The organism is Arthrobacter sp. EM1, assembly GCF_029964055.1.
GTDB lineage: Bacteria > Actinomycetota > Actinomycetes > Actinomycetales > Micrococcaceae > Arthrobacter.
Genome location: NZ_CP124836.1, coordinates 2,553,302 through 2,572,180 on the forward strand (window position 1 = coordinate 2,553,302; position 18,879 = coordinate 2,572,180).

The following is an 18,879-nucleotide window of genomic DNA, read 5'->3' on the forward strand; positions in this document are numbered from 1 at the left end:
CGCCTTAGTTCTCTTGGTTCTGCGGAGGCAGGACAGCGATCATCGGGTGGTCCGTGTGGGTATTTCCGACCTTTGCGGCCCCGCCCGGGGACCCCAGCTCATCAAAGAATTCGACGTTGGCCTTGTAGTAGTCCGCCCACTCCTCGGGAGTGTCGTCCTCATAATAGATGGCTTCGACGGGGCAGACCGGCTCGCAGGCACCACAGTCCACGCACTCATCGGGGTGGATGTACAGGGAGCGTTCACCTTCATAGATGCAATCGACTGGGCATTCTTCAATACATGCCTTGTCCTTGACATCTACACACGGCTGCGCGATTACGTAGGTCACGTCCCTGGCCTCTCCACGTTGGTTCCGGCGGCTGCCGGATTACTGCTCCCGGCCTGAGCGCCGGGCTGCTGACTTCTGAGCCTATTATCTCCCAGCCGGTTCCCGCGAACCTAGCCGGGCGTCACACGGGCCCGTCCGATTGAATCAAGCCACCCTAGGATGAACAAGTGAGTTCACCGATGCCTTCGCCCCAAGAGTTCCTGGCCACCGCCGAGCCCGGCACCCGGGTGGTGGTCCGATACCGGATTGAGGGCGGATTCACAGATGCCCTGGGCGAGCTCATTGCGCGCGACGACGACGCGTGCACCGTCCGGACCCGCCGTTCCGACGACGTGATCCCCTTTCGGTTGGTGGTGGCCGCCAAAGAGGTCCCCCCTGCACCGCCGCGCCGGACCCCAACCGGACATGCCCTCCCGTGACCGTGGCCACTGGACATATCACCACTATGCCCACGACGCGCCGCCTCCAGTGGACATGCCCACCGGTTCGGCCCGCGAAAAGTGCACATGTCCTCCGCTAACCCGACCGCACTTGGCCCGCACAATTCCCCAGGCAGGGCATGTCCATTGCTAGGCGGCGACGGACGACCTGTTCAACGCGTCCCGAACCATGCCGATGAATTCCTCGGGCCGGTTCAGGAGTAACGAATAGCTGACGACAAGGATCGGTATGCCCCGCCGGGTCATCACGTTCCACCGACGCCGGTCCTCCTCGAAGCTTGTCCGGTCCATGTGGAAGCCAGCGCCGTCCGTCTCAATGCCAAGCTTGCCGTCCACCATAAGATCGATATGACCCATTCCGGGGATATTGACCTGGGACTCGACATGGAATCCGGCGCTCCGCAGCCAGTACCGGGCCATGCATTCGATGATGGACTGCGACTGCGGGACGATGGCGGACACGATTCGGCGCTCCCTCTCATCGTTTCGGCCACTCAGCCTGAGCCGCAGCCCGGACAGCGGTACGCCTTTGAGGGCGACGGCCGACTCCGCAATCACCAGGCCGTCAAGGTCCGGCAGGCATCGCAGGCTTTGAACGACAGTGTCCACCAAAGTGGGCGGCGCAGCGGACCGGTGGCATACGAAACCGGAGTAGCTGCGGCTATGGGGAACCGCGACATGAGGAAGCACTGGCGTCTTAAGAACCCACAGACCATGGAACTGCGCGGCCGTTGCACACGCAGGCTCGGCCGGCAGCGACCGAATGGCGATAAGCCGGGCATCGGCGGTGGTAAGCGCGTAAACGCCGCGGGCCACCCGGGATACGGCACCCGAGCCGAGCGCAGACTCGAGCTGAAAGCTCGAGACACCGGCGGCAGCGAGGTGTTTGGCGCGGGCGACGCCGTCGTATTTTGCCAGAACATCTATGGCAGTGACCATAAAAAAAGCGTGGCACCCGAGCGAACGGTCGGAACAGTGCCGTTCAACGCCATGTGCAAAAGAACGGGTCAAGCGTTCCGGGCAATTGCCGAACTTGTTCTGCGGTCAAGAATGAGCATGTCCGCAGCCGAAGGGGTGCCCAAGGGGTACCGAAGGATGAGCATGTCCGCCGCCGCGGACGACGGATGGATATAGTGCCCTCATGCGCACGCGTGGCACCGAAGAATGGGCATGTCCGCCGCAGAAGGGCACCGAAGAATGGGCATGTCCGACGGGCGAGAGGGTGCCGAGCAGCGGGCCTACCCCTGGATGCGCCGGTAGCGCAGACCCCACACCAGCATGCCGACGGTGACCACCGCGATGCCGTAGATCCAGAGGCTGCCGGCCAGGTCGCCAATGATCAGCCGCCTGCCGTTCTCCAGGGTGGACCACCAGCCCGTCAGCGCGTAGCAGATGACTCCGCAGACCGCCGTCGGAAGGGCGGAACGAAACCTGGCGCTGAGCCACAGCTCGACGGCGCCAAGCAGGACCAGCGCCGCAACCGCGCCCCACGGCACCTCGACGCCGCCCACCAGGATGTCCTGCCCATGCAGCGCGGTGCCCGCGAGGGCAACAAAAAGAGCTGCCGGCACGGCGGCGGCAATACCGCCTGCCATGCCGGCAGCTCCATTATTCACAAACCATCCTTCGTGACAGCGACGGGCGCTGTGACTAGACCTTCGCGCGTGCCCGGTTGGACTTGGCGCGCTGGTTGACGTCCAGGATGAGTTTCCGGATACGGATGGATTCCGGCGTCACCTCGACACACTCGTCTTCGCGGGCGAATTCGAGGGACTCTTCGAGGGTCAGGTCGCGCGGCGGCGTCAGGTTCTCGAAGGTGTCGGAGGAAGCCGCACGCATGTTGGTGAGCTTCTTTTCCTTGGTGATGTTGACGTCCATGTCGTCGGCCCGGGAGTTCTCGCCGACGATCTGGCCTTCGTAAACCTCGGAGGTGGGGCGGACGAAGAATGATCCGCGTTCCTGCAGGTTGATCATGGCGAACGGTGTAACAACACCTGCGCGGTCAGCGATCATCGAACCGTTGGTGCGGTACTCGATCGGACCGGCCCAAGGCTCGTAGCCCTCGGAGATGGACGCCGCGATGCCGGCGCCTCGGGTGTCAGTGAGGAACTTGGTACGGAAGCCGATCAGGCCACGGGCCGGAACGATGAATTCCATCCGGCACCAGCCGGTGCCGTGGTTCGCCATGTTCGTCATGCGGCCCTTACGGGCGGCCATGAGCTGGGTGACGGCGCCGAGGTACTCTTCCGGCACGTCGATGGTCATGTGCTCCATCGGCTCGTGCACCTTGCCGTCGACGGTCTTCGTGACCACCTGCGGCTTGCCGACGGTCAGTTCGAAGCCTTCGCGGCGCATCTGCTCAACCAGGATGGCCAAGGCGAGCTCACCACGGCCCTGGACTTCCCAGGCGTCCGGGCGCTCGGTCGGGAGCACCTTGATGGAGACGTTACCGATCAGTTCCTTGTCCAGACGGTCCTTGACCTGGCGGGCCGTGACCTTGGCGCCCTTGACCCGGCCGGCCAGCGGCGAGGTGTTGATACCGATGGTCATGGAGATGGCCGGATCGTCAACAGTGATCAGCGGCAGCGGCTGCGGGTTGTCCACGTCGGTCAGGGTCTCACCGATGGTGATCTCCTCGATGCCGGCGACGGCGACGATCTCGCCGGGGCCGGCGGACTCGGTCGGGACACGGTCCAGGGCCTTGGTGGCCAGCAGCTCGGTGATCTTGACGTTCTTCATTTCACCGTTCGCGCGGGCCCACGCAACGGTCTGGCCCTTGCGCAGGGTGCCGTTGTAGATACGCAGCAGTGCCAGGCGGCCCAGGAACGGGGAGGCATCCAGGTTGGTGACGTGCGCCTGGAGGACACCGTTCGGGTTGTACGTCGGCGCCGGAATGTGCTCAATGATGGCCTTGAACAGCGGCTCGAGGTCTTCGTTCTCGGGAGCCGAACCGTCTGCGGGCTGTTCGAGGGAGGCGCGGCCAACCTTGGCAGCGGCGTAGACAACGGGGACGTTGAGGATCTTGTCCAGGTCCAGGTCCGGAACTTCGTCGGCGAGGTCTGAGGCCAGGCCCAGGAGGAGGTCCATGGATTCGTGGACAACTTCTTCGATCCGTGCGTCAGGACGGTCGGTCTTGTTGACCAGGAGGATCACGGGCAGGTGGGCCGCGAGCGCCTTGCGCAGGACGAAGCGGGTCTGCGGCAGCGGGCCTTCAGAAGCGTCAACGAGGAGGACGACGCCGTCAACCATCGACAAGCCGCGCTCAACCTCGCCACCGAAGTCGGCGTGGCCGGGGGTGTCGATGACGTTGATGGTGATGGTCTCGCCGTTGGAGGACGGTCCGTTGTAGGCCACCGTGGTGTTCTTGGCCAGGATGGTGATGCCCTTTTCGCGCTCGAGGTCACCGGAGTCCATCACACGGTCTTCGAGGTGGTTGTGTGCGGCAAAGGAGTTGGTCTGCTTGAGCATGGCGTCGACCAGAGTGGTCTTGCCGTGGTCAACGTGGGCCACGATCGCGACGTTGCGCAGGTCACTGCGCGATGCAGTGGCTACCGCGGTGTTGGTGGTGGTTTCAGACATGCGTAATTGCTCGATTCAGTGGTGAAGTCAGCTGTTGTATCGCGACATTTCCAACCGGAACGCACGACGGATGCGCCCCTTTGGCACAGGGCACCTTCTTCCATTCTAAACGCTTGGGCATTTATTGGCCTAAAAACCGTCATTCCGGCTGGAAGGCCGGGTCAGGCACCACGGGAAATCGAGCGTTGACTGTGAGTAAAGTCACTGGCTTTTCCGTCCCTGATGCCCCATGCTTGCTCTGACAGCAGCAGCCAGCTCGGAGACATCAAATGCGCATCGCCCCGGCCCTGTCCCGCTTGGTTGCCCCGATAATCGCCGCAGGCGTCTTGGTGGGTGGCTGCGGGCAGATTTCCCCCGCCACTACCGCCAGCCCCGGCGCGGCAGCCGTCACTGGCCTTTCCGTCCGGAACGCCCAATCGGCAGTTCCGGGCAGCCTGCGGCCCGGAACCGTCTACCGAAATCCGGCCAACGGCCGCAATGAGATGGTCGTGGCGGACATCTCCCGGACCGCGGTGCTGATTGGTGATTCACAGTCCGAACCCACATCGTCCTGGCCCCGGAGAGCACTGGCCAGCCTGGGATACGAGGTCCATTTCTGCGGCCGCGGCGGCACCGGCTTTGTCGCATCCAACGGAGCGACCGGTAACTACATCGACGCCCTGCAGCACGGCGACTGGCTGCTGCCCTACGGCTCACCGCCCCTTGTTGTGATTGAAGGCGGCGGCAATGATGCCTCCCGCGGGGCAAGCGATGCGCAGATTTCCGCCAACGCCGAGCGGCTGATCGCCAGCATCCGGCAACGCTACCCCGAAGCACGGCTGGCCATGGTGGGGACCCTCGCCCGTGGGGCAGCCAACGGCGGAGGACGCCGCAGCGAAGTCAACACGCTGCTGGGCACTGTGGCGGCCAGGAATTCAATCCCCTTTGTGGGCGTCGGCGACTGGTTGACGCGTTACAACCTCACCAATTCCATGGCCGACGGAGTCCACATGAACCCCGCAGGGCACACGGCACTGGGTCTTCTGCTGGCCGGCCGGCTGGACGACCTGGGGTTCAGGTCCGCGGGCAACGGGCAGGCGGGCTCCGGGCAGGCGGGTTCCGTGTCAGCGGGTTCAGTGCAGGCGGAATCCGGTTCGACCGAATCCGCCGCCGGCCGCTAAGAACGCAGGCGTTAAACGGCAGGAGCCGGTGACCGCCCGCAGGCGGACACCGGCTCCTGCCGTGTGCTTCGGTCAATCAGCTCATGCCACTTCCGGAGGCAGCATCAGCCGCGCACCCGGGATGGCGTTGAGCAGCGCCTTTGTGTAGTCCTGCTGCGGCGCGTCGAAGACCTCATCCGTGGAGCCGGTCTCGACCAGCCTGCCCTTCTCCATGACGCAGACGTGGTCCGCGATCTGCCGCACCACCGCGAGGTCGTGGGTGATGAACAGGTAGGTCAGACCCAACCGTGACTGCAGTTCCGCGAGCAGGTTCAGCACCTGGGCCTGCACCAGGACGTCGAGGGCCGAGACGGCCTCGTCGCAGATGATGACCTCGGGGTCCAGCGCCAGGGCACGCGCGATCGCCACGCGTTGACGCTGCCCGCCGGAGAGCTCGTTCGGATACCGCTGCATGGTGGACTGCGGCAGTGCCACCTGATCCAGCAACTCCCGGACCTTCTTCTCGCGGCTGGCCTTGTCCCCGATCTTGTGGGTCCGCAGCGGCTCCTCAATGGTCCGGAAGATGTTGTACATCGGGTCCAGGGAACCGTACGGGTCTTGGAAGATCGGCTGCACCCGACGGCGGAAGGCGAAGATTTCCTTGCTGTTCAGCGTGGAGGTGTCCACGCCGTCGAAGATAATCTTCCCCGCCGTGGGCTGCAGCAGGTTCAGCACCATCTGCGCCACCGTGGACTTGCCGGAACCCGACTCCCCCACAATTGCCGTTGTGGTTCCGCGCCTGACGCTGAAGGAGACATCGTCGACGGCGGCGAAGTCCGTCGACTTCCCGAAGCCGGAACGCAGTTTGAAGACCTTTGTCAGGTTTTCAATCCGGAGGACTTCCTCCGTCATGGCCGGCTCCACCACAACGTCCGTTGCGGGCGACAGGACGTCAGCGCTTTCGACACCCAGTTCCTTCGCGACCTGGATGCGCCGGGATGCGAGTGAAGGAGCCGAAGCCACCAGCCGCTGGGTGTAGGGGTGCTGCGGGTTCTGCAGCAGCTCCAGTGACGGCCCGGATTCCACGACCTGGCCGCGGTACATCACCACGACCTTGTCGGCGCGTTCGGCGGCGAGGCCCAGGTCGTGGGTGATGAGCAGAACGGCCGTTCCGAGTTCGGTGGTCATCTTGTCCAGGTGGTCCAGGATCTGGCGCTGCACGGTCACGTCCAGGGCCGACGTTGGCTCATCGGCGATCAGCAGCCGCGGCTGGCAGGACAGGCCGATCGCGATCAGCGCGCGTTGGCGCATGCCGCCGGAGAACTCGTGCGGGTATTGCTTGGCCCTGCGGGCGGCGTCGGGCAGCCCGGCCTGCGAGAGGACCTTGGCGACGTCGTCCGTACGGCTGGGCAGGCCGTTGGCCTTGAGTGTCTCCCGAACCTGGAAACCGATCTTCCAGACCGGGTTCAGGTTGGACATCGGGTCCTGCGGGACCATGCCGATGCTGCTGCCACGCAGTTTGATCATCCGCTTCTCGCTGGCGTTGGAAATATCCTCGCCGTCGAAAAGGATCTGCCCGGCCGAGACCCGGCCGTTGGAGGGCAGGAGCCCGATGGCGGCCAGCGCAGTCGTCGACTTGCCGGAGCCTGACTCACCGACGATGGCGACAGTCTCGCCGGGCATCACGGTGAGGTGCGCGTTCCGGACCGCATTGACGTCACCGTTGCTGGTCGCGAAGGTGATGGCCAGGTCGCGGATTTCCAGCAGCGGCCGCACAACGGTCTCCGCTTCGTGAATTTCGACAGAGGCGTTCATGGCGTCCCCTTTCATCGCTTGCGCGCTTTCGGATCCAAGGCATCACGGAGGGCATCGCCCAGCATGATGAAGCTCAGGACGGTTATGGACAGGGCGATGGCCGGGTAGAGCAACGGCATGGGGTTGGAGCGCAGCGATGACTGCGCCGACTGGATGTCGTTACCCCAGGACATAACGCTCGGCGGCAGCCCGATGCCAAGGAAGGACAGCGTGGATTCGGCCACGATGAAGGTGCCAAGCGAGATCGTGGCCACCACGATGATGGGGGCGAGCGCGTTGGGCATCACGTGGCGCAGGAGCGAGCGGAACCGGGAAACGCCCAGCGACCGCGCAGCCGTCACGAAGTCCGCGTTCCGGACCTCGATCACGGCACCGCGGGTGATTCGGGCGATCTGCGGCCAGCCGAAGATCACCAGGATTACCACCAGGGACCAGACGTTCCGGTTGGCCCGGAAAACGGGCAACTGGGTCAGTACGATGGCGCCGAGGATCAGCGGAAGGGCAAAGAAGATGTCATTGATGCGCGCCAGAATGGCGTCCACCCAGCCGCCGTAATAGCCGGCCAACGCGCCCATAACGCCGCCAATGACAAGCACGCCGATGGTGGTGAACAGCCCCACGATCACCGAGGACTGGGTCCCGTAGATCACGCGGGCATACACGTCGCAGCCCTGCCGGGTGAACCCGAGCGGGTGGCCTGCAGAGGTACCACCGTTGGAGTTCGCCAACTGGCAGGCCTCCGACTGCGGATTGATCGGGGAAAACAGCCCCGGGAAGACGCTGACCAGGACAACAACAACTATCAGGAACGCGGAAATCAGGAACAGCGGCTGGCGGCGGAGGTTTTTCCAGGCCTCCCCCCAGAGGCTCAGCGGCGCATTCTCGTCCTTGACCTTGTCGGTGACCTGGAGCGGGGTCTCGTCGAGGTCTGCGACGAAGTGTTCAGCCTCGCGGCCGGGCTGCGGCTTCCGGGCAGCGGGAACGGTGTTCTCAGGAGTCATAGCGGATCCTCGGGTCAAGCCAGGCGTAGAGCAGGTCAACGAGCAGGTTGGACACAACGTAGATCAGGACCAGGACGGTGACGATCGAGACCACCGTCGGACCCTCACCGGTTGTGACGGCCCGGTAGAGCCGGTTTCCGACGCCGGGAACGTTGAAGATTCCCTCAGTCACGATCGCGCCGCCCATCAGCGCGCCAAGATCAGCACCCAGGAAGGTGATCACCGGGATCAGCGAGTTGCGCAGGATGTGCACACGAACGACCCGTCCGCGGGACAGGCCCTTGGCGGTGGCTGTCCGGACGTAGTCCGCGCTCATGTTCTCGATCACGCTGGTCCGGGTCAGCCGGAGGACGTAGGCAAAGGAACCCAAGCCCAGCACGATGGCCGGCAGGATCAGGTCCTGGACGGTGGCGGCGGAGCTGACAGTGGGTTTGGCCCAGCCCAGCTGGACACCGATGAAGAACTGCATCAGGAAGCCCAGGACGAAGATCGGAATGCCGATCACGATCAGGGAAGCGACGAGCACCGTTGCGTCAAAAAGCTTGCCTTTGCGCAGGCCGGCCAGCAGGCCGAAGGCGATGCCGAAGACAGCTTCGAAAATGAGGGCCATCACGGCAAGCCGGGCTGTAACGGGGAAGACCTCGCCGAGCACGGTGGCGATCGGCCGGCCGGAGAAGTCCATGCCGAGGTCGAACGTGAGGATGCTCTTGAGGTACAGGAAATACTGGATCCAGAAGGGCTGGTCCAGGTTGTACTGGGCCCGCAGCTGGGCTGCCACGGACTCGTTGACCGGCTTGTCACCGAAGAGGGCGACGATCGGGTCGCCGGGAAGGCTGAAGACCAGGAAGTAGACCAGGAGGGTCGCTCCGAGGAAAACCGGGATCAGCTGCAGAAATCGCTTGAGAACATACGTCGCCATTAGCGGAGTACACCCCCGTCAGCGGGCATCCCGTTCAGGAATGCTGTGGAGTTGTTCATCGAAGAACCTTTTCACTATGAATACATGAGGGCGGCAGTGTCGTCCGTTGCCGGGGCCACGAATGGCTGCGCCCGGGAGCCGCGCCGTCAGGAGAGAAAGTTGTGGAAGCAGAACGACGGCGGAGGTGCCTTTCCAGGCATCCCCCGCCGTCGATCAGATTTACTTGCCGGTAATCGCGTAGTACAGCGGGACGCCGTCCCAGCCGTAGTCAACGTTGGTGACCTTGTCGCTCCAGCCGCCCTGGGCGACCTGGTACCAGAGCGGGATCGCCGGGAGGTCCTGAAGCAGGATCTCCTGCGCCTTGTTCATGGCCTTGTTGCCGTCGGCAACCGTGGCTGACTTGAGGCCGTCGGAGATGGCCTGGTCAAACTTCGTGTTGTTGTAGCGGGCATCGTTGGAGCCTGCGCCGGTCTTGTAGATCGGGCCGAGGAAGTTGTACAGCGACGGGTAGTCGGCCTGCCAGCCGGCGCGGATCGCACCGGTCAGTGTGGCTGCGGTGGCGTCATTGCGGACTTCCTTGAAGGTGGCGTAGGGCTTGCCTTCGATCTTGATGCCCAGGGTGTTCTTGACCTGGTTGACGAGAGCCTCAACCCATGCCTTGTGTCCGCCCTTATCGGCGTTGTAGGCAATCGTGAAGGTCTGGTTGGCATCCCACTTCTGGATGGCGTCGGCCTTGGCCCAGGTTTCCTTGGCCTTGTTGGCGTCAAACTTCAAGACGTCGGAACCCGGGATGGAGTCGCTGTAGCCGTCCAGCACCGGAGCCGTGAAGTCCTTGGCCGGCTGGCGGGCTTCGTTGAAGATCACCTTGGTGATCTCTTCGCGGTTGATGGCCATGGAAATGGCCTGGCGGCGCAGCTTGCCTGCCTCGCCGCTCCACTCCGGCAGGTACTCCGGGATGGCGATGGTCTGGTTACCGGCGTACGGCTTGTTGATGGTGCGGTCGCCGAGGTCCGACTTGAAGTTCAGCAGGGCGCTGGTGGGGATGGTCTGGAGGATGTCCAGGTTGTTCCCCAGCAGGTCCTGGTAGGCAGCATCGTCGTTCTGGTAGATCTTGAACGTCACGCCGGCGTTCTTGGCTTTCCGCGGACCGTTGTAGTCCGGGTTCGGCACAAGCTGGATCTGCACGTTGTGCTGCCAGCCGCCGTCGGCCAGCTTGTAGGGACCGTTGCCGACCGGCTTCTCGCCGAAGCCCTTAGGGTCCGCGAGGGCGCCGGAAGGAACCGGCACAAACGCAGTGTAGCCAAGACGCAGCGGCCAGTCCGACTCGGGCTGCTTCAGTTCCACGGTGAACGTCTGGTCGTCAACGACCTTCAGCCCGGACATGGTCTCAACCGTCGAGCCTTCAGCGCTGGCCTCGTCGTAGCCCTTGATGCTTTCGAAGAAGCCTCCGCTGAGCTGGGCGTTCTTGGCGGCTGCACCGAAGTTCCAGGAGTCAACAAAGGACTTGGCCGTGATGGCCTCGCCGTTGGTGAACTTCTGGTCCTTTTTGATCTTGATCGTGAAGTTCTGGCCGTCCTTGCCTTCAATGGACTCGGCGAGTTCGTTGACCGGCTTGCCGCTGGGGTCGTAGCTGACCAGCCCGGCGAAGATCATGTCGATGACCTTTCCGCCGCCGACTTCGTTCGTGTCGGCCGGCATCAGCGGGCGCTGGGGCTCCGAGCCATCGGCCATGATGACCTTGCTGGTATCGCCGCCAGTGGTGCCGCCGCCAGCGGTAGTGCTGCCGCCGCATCCGGTCAGGGCGAGGGCGGCGATGGCCACCATGCCCAGTGCTTTGGAAGTGCGCGAAAAACGCATTCCGCCTCCTATGAGTTGTGGGAGTTCTTGAGGGAAAACTTGTGTTTCCCCGCGGCCCAGGCACAGAAATATCCTGTGACGTGGGCTACATATGGCACTAGCCTAACCCCACACTGTCCAGATGATGGAACTCTGTTGCCAAACCGTGACACAACAAAAGCGTGACTTCTACCGTCACGCGCCAGGTATTTCAAGTCACACGCTACTGGCTGGTACTATTCGGCGCCGGGCGATCTTAGTTATCGTCGATTAACTCTGTTCGGCTGCCAGCAACTGGGCCCGCAGCTCGCGGCGTTCCCGCTGTTTTTCCGGATCCGGCAGCGGAACTGCGGCCAGGAGCCGCTGGGTGTAGGATTCCTGCGGGTTCCGCAGGATCTGGTCCCGGGTGCCCTGTTCGACAATACGGCCGCGCTGCATCACGCAGATCCGGTCCGCGAGCACGTCGACGACGGCGAGGTCGTGGGTGACAAAAAGACAGGCAAAGCCAAGCTCCTGCTGCAGGGCCTGGAAGAGCTCGAGCACCTTGGCCTGGACGGAGACGTCAAGTGCAGACGTCGGTTCGTCGGCGACCATCAGTTTCGGCTTGAGCGAGAGCGCCCGCGCGATGCCAACGCGCTGCTTCTGGCCGCCGGAGAGCTCGTGCGGGTAGCGGTTGCGGTAGTTCCTCGGGAGTTCCACCTGGTCAAGCAGCGCCTCGATCCGCTGCTGCAGACTGGCGCCCTTCGCCACCCCGGCAAGGAACATCGGCTCGCCAATACTCTCGCCGATCGGAAGCCTCGGGTTCAGCGACGACGACGGATCCTGGAACACCATGCCAACGTGCCGACGCATCTCGTGAAGCTGCCGCCCGTTGCGCTTGGCGGCAGAAATGTCCTGGCCAACAACCTTCATGGTGCCGGCAGCCACCGGCAACAGCCCGACGGCGGCGCGGCCGATGGTGGTTTTCCCGGAGCCGGACTCCCCCACCAGCCCGACGACCTGGCCCGGATAGATCACCAGGCTGGCGCCCTCTACCGCACGGAATGCCGGCACCCGGCCCTGTTTGGGGTATTCGATGGCCACGCCAGTGAGCTCCAGCACGGGCTCGGCCTGGGGTTTGATGGCTTCCGCGGCGGCCAGGGCAGCCGCGTTGTTGTGCTCGCGTTGCCGGCGCAGCTCTTCCGGCACGGAAGTGAGCTCAGTATGGGTGGCGGCGGCGAGCGCTGCGGTGACGTCCACCGCCCCGGTGGTGTCTGCGCCGCCCTGGCCGAGGTGCGGGACGGCGGCCAGCAGTGCCTTGGTGTACGGGTGCTGCGGGTTATGGAAGATCTCGGCGGCTGTGCCTGTTTCCACGATCACTCCCCCGCGCATCACGGCGATCCGGTCAGCCAGGTCGGCCACCACACCCATATCGTGGGTGATCAGGACGATGGCGCTGTCCAGCTTGTTGCGCAGGTTACGCATCAGGTCCAGGATTTCTGCCTGCACCGTCACGTCCAGGGCAGTAGTGGGCTCATCGGCGATCAGCAGCTTTGGGTCGCAGGAGAGCGACTGGGCGATCATGGCGCGCTGGCGCTGGCCGCCGGAGAGCTGGTGGGGGTACGACCGGAACGCCTTTTCCGGATCCGGCAGCTCCACAAGTTCAAGCATACGCAGCGCCCGCAGCCGGGCTTCGTCGGGTGATACTTCGCTGTGAAGCCTCACCGTCTCAACGATCTGGGCGCCGACGGTATAGACCGGATTCAGTGCCGTCATGGGCTCCTGGAAGATCACGGCAACGTCCTTGCCCCGAACCGACCGGATGTTCGACTCGCTGATCCCGAGGAGTTCCTTCCCGGCAAGCTTTACGCTTCCGGTCACGCGGCTGTTATCGGGCAGCAGGCCGAGCAACGCCATTGAACTGGCGCTCTTACCGGAGCCGGATTCCCCCACGATGGCCAGTACTTCGCCGGCACGCACCTCATAGTTCAGCCCGATCGCTGCCGGAACCCACTTTTTGTCCACGCCAAAGTCGACACTCAGGCCGCGGACTTCCAGGACGGGCACCCCTTGGCCTGGTGCCGGATCAGCGGCCGGGCCGAGGGTGATGAAGTCAGTCATGATGGAGCCTTCCTTCCGCACGGGCGCCGGGGTCACCAAAAATTAGTGCTGGGGCCCGGAGTGCTGAATTATGGGGAGCATGAGCTCTGCGCCCTATGCCGGTAAAGTCGAAATCTTCAAAGCCCGCACCAACAAGTGGTTTGCGCTGCTGGCCTGGATGGTGGCCGCCGCCGGCATCGTCGTTGCCGTGGCCTCCGGGGGGCCCGGCGCCCTGGCCGGTATCGCCCCGCTGGTCCTGGTCGCTTTTCTTGGCTGGCAGCTGTTCTGGCGGCCCGCCGTCATGGTCGACAATGCCGGGATCAGATTGGAAAACCCGTTCCGCACCATCGTGGTGCCGTGGGCGGCCCTGGTGCATGTGGACACCCGTTTCGCACTGACCCTCGTCACGGCCAAGAGAAGCTACACCTCCTGGGCCGCACCGGCGCCAGGGATCTGGGGCGGCCGGAACGCCCGCCCGGAAGATCTGCGCGGGCTCCCGGGAACAACGTACGGTCCCGGCCGGTCCGTCCGGCCGGGGGATCTCAGGAGCACCGATTCCGGTCAGGCCGCCCGGCTCGTGCGAGCACGCTGGGATGAGCTGGTCGAGTCCGGCCGGCTCGCGGCCGGGGACGCCGCCACCACACCGGCAAACGTGACATACCGCTGGCCGGCTGTCGGCGTCGACGTGCTGCTCCTGACGGCCAGCTACTGGGCTGTCGCCGGGTCCTAGCGGGTTGCCCGGCCTCCGGGACCGGAACGGGACCATGGTCTAGTGGCCCTTGGTTTCGTCAAATGCCGTCACCGGAACGGGATCCACAGTGGTGTCGGCCGCTTTCCTGGCGTTGAACTTCCTCTGGCGCGGATCGAACGCGTCGCGCAAGCCGTCGCCGATGAAGTTGATGCTGAGGCAGATCAGCACGATAAACAGGCCCGGGAACCAGAAGAGCCACGGCCGGGTGGCAAAAGCCTCCTGATTTTGCGAAATGAGCAGGCCCAGCGAGGTGTCCGGAGCTTTGACGCCGACGCCGAGGTAGCTCAGGGCAGTTTCCAGCAAGATGGCGGCTGACATGGTCAGGGTAACGTTGACGATCAGCACCCCGATGGCGTTGGGCAGGATGTGCTTGAAGATGATCCTGCCGTTGGACGCCCCGGAGATCCGCGCCGCATCGACGAACTCGCGCTCACGGAGGGTCAGAAACTCCCCGCGGACCAGACGAGCCAGCCCGACCCAGCTAACCAGGCCGAGGAAGACGCCCAGTACGAGGATCCCGTTGGAGTTCGCAAAGGCGGAAAACAAACTTCCTTCGTCCCGGCGCCCGGCAATCTGGGCGACGACAGCGGCGAGCAGCAGGACGGGAATGATGATAATGACATCCGTGATGCGCATTAGTACCGCTTCTACCCAGCCCCGGAAGTAGCCGGAAAGGCCGCCGATCACGGCGCCTAGAATCCCGGCGATCAAGCCGATCAGGACCATGATGGTGATGGACTGCTGCGCCCCGCGCATCGTCATGGCAAACAAGTCCCGGCCGATTCGATCCTGCCCGAACGGGTGTTCCCCCCAGGCAGGAGGCCACAGACCAGCGGTTGGAGCGCCGTCGTTCACCAGCGGGGAGACATCCAGGTGGTTGTACTTCCACCAGCCGGGTATTCCCGCGACACCGACGGAGGAGAAGGACAAGATGAAAATCAGCGCAAATACGGCCAGCCCGAGGAGCGCGCCGGTGTGACCGAAAAACCTCTTCCGGACAATCTGTCCCTGGCTGAGTCCAGACGGTTCAGGCTCGGACGACGCTGTTTCCTGGTCGCGAAGAGCCTGCTGTGCCAGGATCTGTTCCTCTTGCGTTGGCTGGCTCATGCTTTTATCCTCACGCGCGGATCGAGTGCGGAATACGCCAGGTCCGCAATTAGGTTGAAGACCATGGCGGTCACAGCGACGCAGACAAAAACGCCCATCACCGGGTTCGGGTCGATGTGGGTAATTCCGTCCAGAAAAAGGAATCCCATGCCCCTGACGGAGAACACACTCTCCGTGATGACGGCGCCGCCGATCAGCGCGCCAATATCGAAAGCGACAATTGTGGCAATCGGAATCAATGCATTGCGGAACGCGTGCCCCATAATCACGGACCGTTCAGAGAGCCCCTTGGCCCGCGCGGTGCGGATGTAATCCATGTTCATGATTTCGAGCATCGAGGACCGGGTAAAGCGGGTGTAGCTGGCCAGTGACACGAGGATCAACGCCACGGTCGGCAAAATCAGGTGGGTGAAGGTGTCAAGGCTGAGCACCCAGAAGTCCCCTTCGATATTTGGGGTACCGGCGCCGATCGTGGCGATCGGGCGCCCCCTGACCCGACTGTTGCTGAAGTAACTGGGCCACGCCTGCATAAAGCGGTCCAACACCACAAGCGCTCCCACCAGGAACGCGGTGATACCCGCCGCCCGCATTGACTGTCCACGGTCGTATCCGCCCATAAAATAGCCGACGGCGACGCCTACCAGGACCGTGGCGAGAGCCAACAGGGCGATCATCAGCGCCGTTGCCTGGTCGAGCAGCGGTTGCACGGCGAAGTAGGAGATGACGCCCAGCGCCACCACAAGCAGTGCTGCCCGCAGGGCCCGGCGGTTCCGCAGGCCCGAAACCAGCACCGTCACAGCAACTGCGATGCCGGCCCCGGCGACCGCGATCACAACAGGCCCCAGCCCCGGCGTCTTGAACCATTCTGTGGCGGAAAAATAGATGAGGACGAGAGTAACAGCCACAAAAACGGTGCCGCCCGTCACGAGCCTGCGCCGCAGCTCCCCTCCGACGGCGACCGCAACGATCACGCCGGCGACGGCGCCGATCCCCAAGGCTGTGGGGATCGGTATTTCGGGGTTTCGCAGGAAGTCGTTGAAGCCGATCGCGCCGTACTCCTTCAGGAGCACCGCTACCCAGAAGATCGGCAGGGAAAAGAACAGGAAGGCCATAAAGGTCACACCGTAGTCGAGCGCACTGTACTGCCGAAGTGCCGTAATGATGCCCAGCGTGATACCGATCAGGATGGCCAGGATGGTCGCTCCGGTGACAAGTGTCAGCGTCTGGACGAGTGCTATGCCGAGGGCTTCGGTAATGGGTTGACCCGAAACGCTTTTGCCCAAGTCGCAGGAACCGGCAAAAGGAACGAGGCACTGGGCGGCACCGGCCAGCCATTTGAAATACCTGACAGGGGCAGGGGTGTCGAGGTCCAGCAACTCCGTGCGGGCGTTCATCAACTGCTGCTTGTTGGGGGCGTTGCTGGCCCGCAGATCAGCCAGCGGATCACCTGAGGACGCTGTCAGGAGATAAACGAGAAAGGACGCTCCCAGAAGAATCAGTGCGGCCGTGACCAGCCGTCTGACGATATAGGTCACCATTATGTATAAGCCTCAGGATCCAGGTCCGGGTCAGTCCGGGCCAATCGCAGAATCGCGCCGTGCCCCGGCCTTCAAATGCCAGTGGAGCCGGCAAAGTGCCGGTGGGTAGTCAGAAGGCGCCGGGGCCATAAAACTCGGCCCCGGCGCCCCCCGCTAGGCGATTTGTTCGCTCAGCGTTGGATTACTTCCGGGACCAGTCCCAGACATTCCACCAGACGCCGGTCTGGTTCGGCATTGCGGTCACCCCGGTGATCTGGTCAGAGGATGCCTTGACATCCGGTGACTGGAACAGCGGAACGCCATACGCGGACTTCCAGATGGCCGCGTCAATTTTGGTCTGAAGCTCATCCTGCTTCGATTTATCCGTGGTGACGATCAATTCGTCCATGGCTTTGTCGGCTTCGGGATCAGAGAACAAGTTGAAGTTCGATCCACCTCCGGTTTTGAAGATCTGGGGAGTCCCCGAGACACCAACACCGGAGTTGATCCACCCGAAGATGGTCGCATCATAAGAGCCGTCGCCAAGGCTTGAGCTCCAGTCCGCTTTTCCGAGGCCGCCGTCGACAATCTTGAATCCTGCCTTCGTGGCGGACTCACGGATCAGCGAATAAGCATCCACCCGGTTGGGGTTGTCCTTGTTGTACATGATGCGGATCTCCGGCGTAGCACCGTTGAGGAGCTTTTTGGCACCGTCAATATCGACATCCTGGTACATCGACGACCCGTTCTTGGCAGCCGAGTCAGCGTAGGCGGCCTGGGCCGGCACAAAGATCTGCGAGTCGAGCGGCTTGGCCTGCGGATCGATCTTCTTGATGATCTTGTCCACAATGTCCTTGCGCGGAACTGTCTTCAAAAACGCTTCGCGAACGCTCTTCTCCGCCAGGGGGCCGGAGAAGTTCAGGTCAAGGTGATCGTAGGAGAGCTGGTTGCCCAAGAGCAGGTTGACCCCGCTGAGGGCCTTGATCTGGTCCACGGTGTCCGCTGAAGCCTGCGGATTGATAATGTCCACTTCGCCGTTTTTCAGTGCCTGCACCTGGGCCGGGGCAGCGCCGATGGTCCGGACCACGATTTCGTCCAGCTTCGGAGCGGGGCCCCAGTTGTAATCCTTGTTGCGGACCAGGGTGACTGACTGTTCCGGCACCACGGATTTGATGATGTAGGGACCGTTGGAGAGGTACAGGCTCGGGTCGCTGGGCAGCGTCTTCGACTCAAACCCGGTGCTCCAGAAATCAGCGACGGCCTTCAAGCCCTCGTTGACCGGCTGCGGTGACTTGCTGTCCCCGCGCTTAATACCCTTGAGCAGATCCACCAGGGCCTGTGCGTCTTTCAGGCCCGCTTGCTTGGCCACTACATGGGCGGGAATATCGACGCCGCCGTTACCCGGGAAGCTGTACGCCAGTTCCCAATCGGAAAATGGCTTGGAATACTTGAGCGTCAGGCTCCGCCCGTCACTCCCGAGCTCGGGGAAGTCCGTCAGGTTCAACCCGGAAGTATCGGCCGCCGTCTTGAAATAGGTGGTGCCTGTCTTGGCTTCAGCATCGGCGTCGTCGTAGTATCCGGAACCTGAGGCCCAGGAAAGCAGAAGATCGGCGGCGCTCACCTGCGTGCCATCCGACCACTTCACCCCTTCGTTGACGGTGTACTTGACCGTCAACGGATTGTCGGAGAGTTTCTCGTACTTGCCGAACTTTTCGTTTTTGACGATGTTCAGTTTGTCGTCGATGTAAATGAAGCTGGAGTGGGTGGCGTAACCGACGTGTCCGTTCACGTCGGAGTTGCCATCCGCCGTTCCGGAGTTGAAGCTGCTGAAGCCGTTGGTTTCGGCAACAGCAACAGAGCCGCCCTGCTGGCCTCCAGCCGCAGCACTGGTGGGGGTTGTCCCGCCACTGTTGCCGGCGCAGGCACTGAGTGCCAGCGCAGCAGCTGCTGCCACGCCCACTGCTTTGGAAATACGACCGAAGCGCATTCCGCCTCCTTGTTATAGGTGTGGTTGTGATCGGCGCCCGAGGCACCGGTCAGACGTCCGCACTCCCCCAGCGGCAGTGTGGTTCGTCTCACATGGGATGAAGCGTAAACCCAAAACCAGGCAAAGGGAGGGAAAGTTGACCACCAGTAAAGTTCGTTATCGAGCTGCAACAATCTGCTCCGCGCCAAGGCCGGAATTCCACCAATTCCTTGACGCGGTTTGTTCTCGCCGCTAACGTGCACGGGCACAAAAGAAGCCCCGATTCTGAAATCGGGGCTTCTCAAGTTAGACCTGCTGACCTGATGAATTCACCAGGCCATCACACGTTGAAGCTGAACTCCACCACGTTCCGTAAGCGAATAACTTCTGTTCGGAGCG

Annotated in this window: 15 protein-coding genes; 3 read left to right on the forward strand and 12 right to left on the reverse strand. The window is 63.1% G+C overall.

All coding sequences use genetic code 11. From position 1 onward, the window contains the following. Positions 1–4: 4 nt before the first annotated feature. Entirely contained in the window at positions 5–331 is a 327-nt protein-coding gene (gene fdxA / locus QI450_RS11760) for a ferredoxin (protein ID WP_226776094.1), read from the reverse strand. Positions 332–498: 167 nt separating this feature from the next. On the opposite strand from fdxA, the gene QI450_RS11765 reads away from it, so the two are divergent. Beyond that, positions 499–750, forward strand: coding sequence for a hypothetical protein (locus tag QI450_RS11765; protein ID WP_226776093.1), 252 nt, complete (start codon positions 499–501; stop codon positions 748–750). A gap of 150 nt (positions 751–900) precedes the next feature. On the opposite strand, the gene QI450_RS11770 is transcribed toward QI450_RS11765, so the two are convergent. The 3 genes from QI450_RS11770 to typA form a co-directional block, all read right to left on the reverse strand. Continuing rightward, on the reverse strand, positions 901–1,710 hold the full coding sequence (locus QI450_RS11770) for a type IV toxin-antitoxin system AbiEi family antitoxin domain-containing protein (RefSeq protein ID WP_226776092.1): 810 nt from the start codon (positions 1,708–1,710) through the stop codon (positions 901–903). A 299-nt stretch (positions 1,711–2,009) separates the two neighbouring features. Next, complete coding sequence (locus tag QI450_RS11775) at positions 2,010–2,387, reverse strand: hypothetical protein (RefSeq protein WP_226776091.1); 378 nt, start codon at positions 2,385–2,387, stop codon at positions 2,010–2,012. 34 nt (positions 2,388–2,421) lie between these two features. Continuing rightward, on the reverse strand, positions 2,422–4,350 hold the full coding sequence (typA, locus tag QI450_RS11780) for a translational GTPase TypA (RefSeq protein WP_226776090.1): 1,929 nt from the start codon (positions 4,348–4,350) through the stop codon (positions 2,422–2,424). A 269-nt stretch (positions 4,351–4,619) separates the two neighbouring features. Between typA and QI450_RS11785 the strand changes: the two genes are divergently transcribed. Continuing rightward, positions 4,620–5,510 (forward strand): SGNH/GDSL hydrolase family protein, encoded by an 891-nt coding sequence (locus QI450_RS11785; RefSeq protein ID WP_226776089.1) that lies wholly within the window; start codon positions 4,620–4,622, stop codon positions 5,508–5,510. An 81-nt stretch (positions 5,511–5,591) separates the two neighbouring features. Here QI450_RS11785 and QI450_RS11790 read toward each other — a convergent pair whose 3' ends face one another. The 5 genes from QI450_RS11790 to QI450_RS11810 all read right to left on the reverse strand — a co-directional run bounded on the left by QI450_RS11790 (position 5,592) and on the right by QI450_RS11810 (position 13,160). Beyond that, positions 5,592–7,304: an ABC transporter ATP-binding protein gene (locus QI450_RS11790; RefSeq protein ID WP_226776088.1), complete on the reverse strand. Its 1,713-nt coding sequence runs from the start codon at positions 7,302–7,304 to the stop codon at positions 5,592–5,594. An 11-nt stretch (positions 7,305–7,315) separates the two neighbouring features. Continuing rightward, on the reverse strand, positions 7,316–8,305 hold the full coding sequence (locus QI450_RS11795; protein ID WP_226776087.1) for an ABC transporter permease: 990 nt from the start codon (positions 8,303–8,305) through the stop codon (positions 7,316–7,318). Next, positions 8,295–9,224 carry an ABC transporter permease gene (locus QI450_RS11800; protein WP_226776086.1) on the reverse strand — a complete coding sequence of 310 codons (930 nt, stop codon included), beginning with the start codon at positions 9,222–9,224 and terminating at the stop codon, positions 8,295–8,297. The genes QI450_RS11795 and QI450_RS11800 overlap by 11 nt, the downstream gene beginning before the upstream one ends. Positions 9,225–9,443: 219 nt before the next feature. Continuing rightward, complete coding sequence (locus QI450_RS11805; protein WP_226776085.1) at positions 9,444–11,081, reverse strand: ABC transporter substrate-binding protein; 1,638 nt, start codon at positions 11,079–11,081, stop codon at positions 9,444–9,446. Between the two features lie 249 nt (positions 11,082–11,330). Then, positions 11,331–13,160, reverse strand: a complete 1,830-nt coding sequence (locus QI450_RS11810) for an ABC transporter ATP-binding protein (RefSeq protein WP_226776084.1) — start codon at positions 13,158–13,160, stop codon at positions 11,331–11,333. A gap of 79 nt (positions 13,161–13,239) precedes the next feature. Here QI450_RS11810 and QI450_RS11815 point away from each other — a divergent pair, with 79 nt between their 5' ends. Next, entirely contained in the window at positions 13,240–13,869 is a 630-nt protein-coding gene (locus QI450_RS11815; protein ID WP_226776083.1) for a PH domain-containing protein, read from the forward strand. Between the two features lie 39 nt (positions 13,870–13,908). Here QI450_RS11815 and QI450_RS11820 read toward each other — a convergent pair whose 3' ends face one another. The 3 genes from QI450_RS11820 to QI450_RS11830 all read right to left on the reverse strand — a co-directional run bounded on the left by QI450_RS11820 (position 13,909) and on the right by QI450_RS11830 (position 18,501). Beyond that, positions 13,909–14,997 (reverse strand): ABC transporter permease, encoded by a 1,089-nt coding sequence (locus QI450_RS11820; RefSeq protein ID WP_226776082.1) that lies wholly within the window; start codon positions 14,995–14,997, stop codon positions 13,909–13,911. Continuing rightward, positions 14,994–16,535 (reverse strand): ABC transporter permease, encoded by a 1,542-nt coding sequence (locus QI450_RS11825; protein ID WP_226776081.1) that lies wholly within the window; start codon positions 16,533–16,535, stop codon positions 14,994–14,996. Before QI450_RS11825 ends, QI450_RS11820 begins: the two co-directional genes overlap by 4 nt. A 181-nt stretch (positions 16,536–16,716) precedes the next feature. Then, on the reverse strand, positions 16,717–18,501 hold the full coding sequence (locus tag QI450_RS11830; RefSeq protein WP_226776080.1) for an ABC transporter family substrate-binding protein: 1,785 nt from the start codon (positions 18,499–18,501) through the stop codon (positions 16,717–16,719). Positions 18,502–18,879: the final 378 nt, after the last annotated feature.

Bases quoted from the DNA above. Each gene is read 5' to 3' on its own strand.
- QI450_RS11830 (WP_226776080.1), bottom strand. From the start codon at position 18,501: ATGCGCTTCGGTCGTATTTCCAAAGCAGTGGGCGTGGCAGCAGCTGCT.
- QI450_RS11805 (WP_226776085.1), bottom strand. From the start codon at position 11,081: ATGCGTTTTTCGCGCACTTCCAAAGCACTGGGCATGGTGGCCATCGCC.
- QI450_RS11800 (WP_226776086.1), bottom strand. From the start codon at position 9,224: ATGGCGACGTATGTTCTCAAGCGATTTCTGCAGCTGATCCCGGTTTTC.
- QI450_RS11770 (WP_226776092.1), bottom strand. From the start codon at position 1,710: ATGGTCACTGCCATAGATGTTCTGGCAAAATACGACGGCGTCGCCCGC.
- QI450_RS11810 (WP_226776084.1), bottom strand. From the start codon at position 13,160: ATGACTGACTTCATCACCCTCGGCCCGGCCGCTGATCCGGCACCAGGC.
- QI450_RS11820 (WP_226776082.1), bottom strand. From the start codon at position 14,997: ATGAGCCAGCCAACGCAAGAGGAACAGATCCTGGCACAGCAGGCTCTT.
- QI450_RS11815 (WP_226776083.1), top strand. From the start codon at position 13,240: ATGAGCTCTGCGCCCTATGCCGGTAAAGTCGAAATCTTCAAAGCCCGC.
- QI450_RS11795 (WP_226776087.1), bottom strand. From the start codon at position 8,305: ATGACTCCTGAGAACACCGTTCCCGCTGCCCGGAAGCCGCAGCCCGGC.
- QI450_RS11790 (WP_226776088.1), bottom strand. From the start codon at position 7,304: ATGAACGCCTCTGTCGAAATTCACGAAGCGGAGACCGTTGTGCGGCCG.
- QI450_RS11825 (WP_226776081.1), bottom strand. From the start codon at position 16,535: ATGGTGACCTATATCGTCAGACGGCTGGTCACGGCCGCACTGATTCTT.
- QI450_RS11785 (WP_226776089.1), top strand. From the start codon at position 4,620: ATGCGCATCGCCCCGGCCCTGTCCCGCTTGGTTGCCCCGATAATCGCC.
- typA (WP_226776090.1), bottom strand. From the start codon at position 4,350: ATGTCTGAAACCACCACCAACACCGCGGTAGCCACTGCATCGCGCAGT.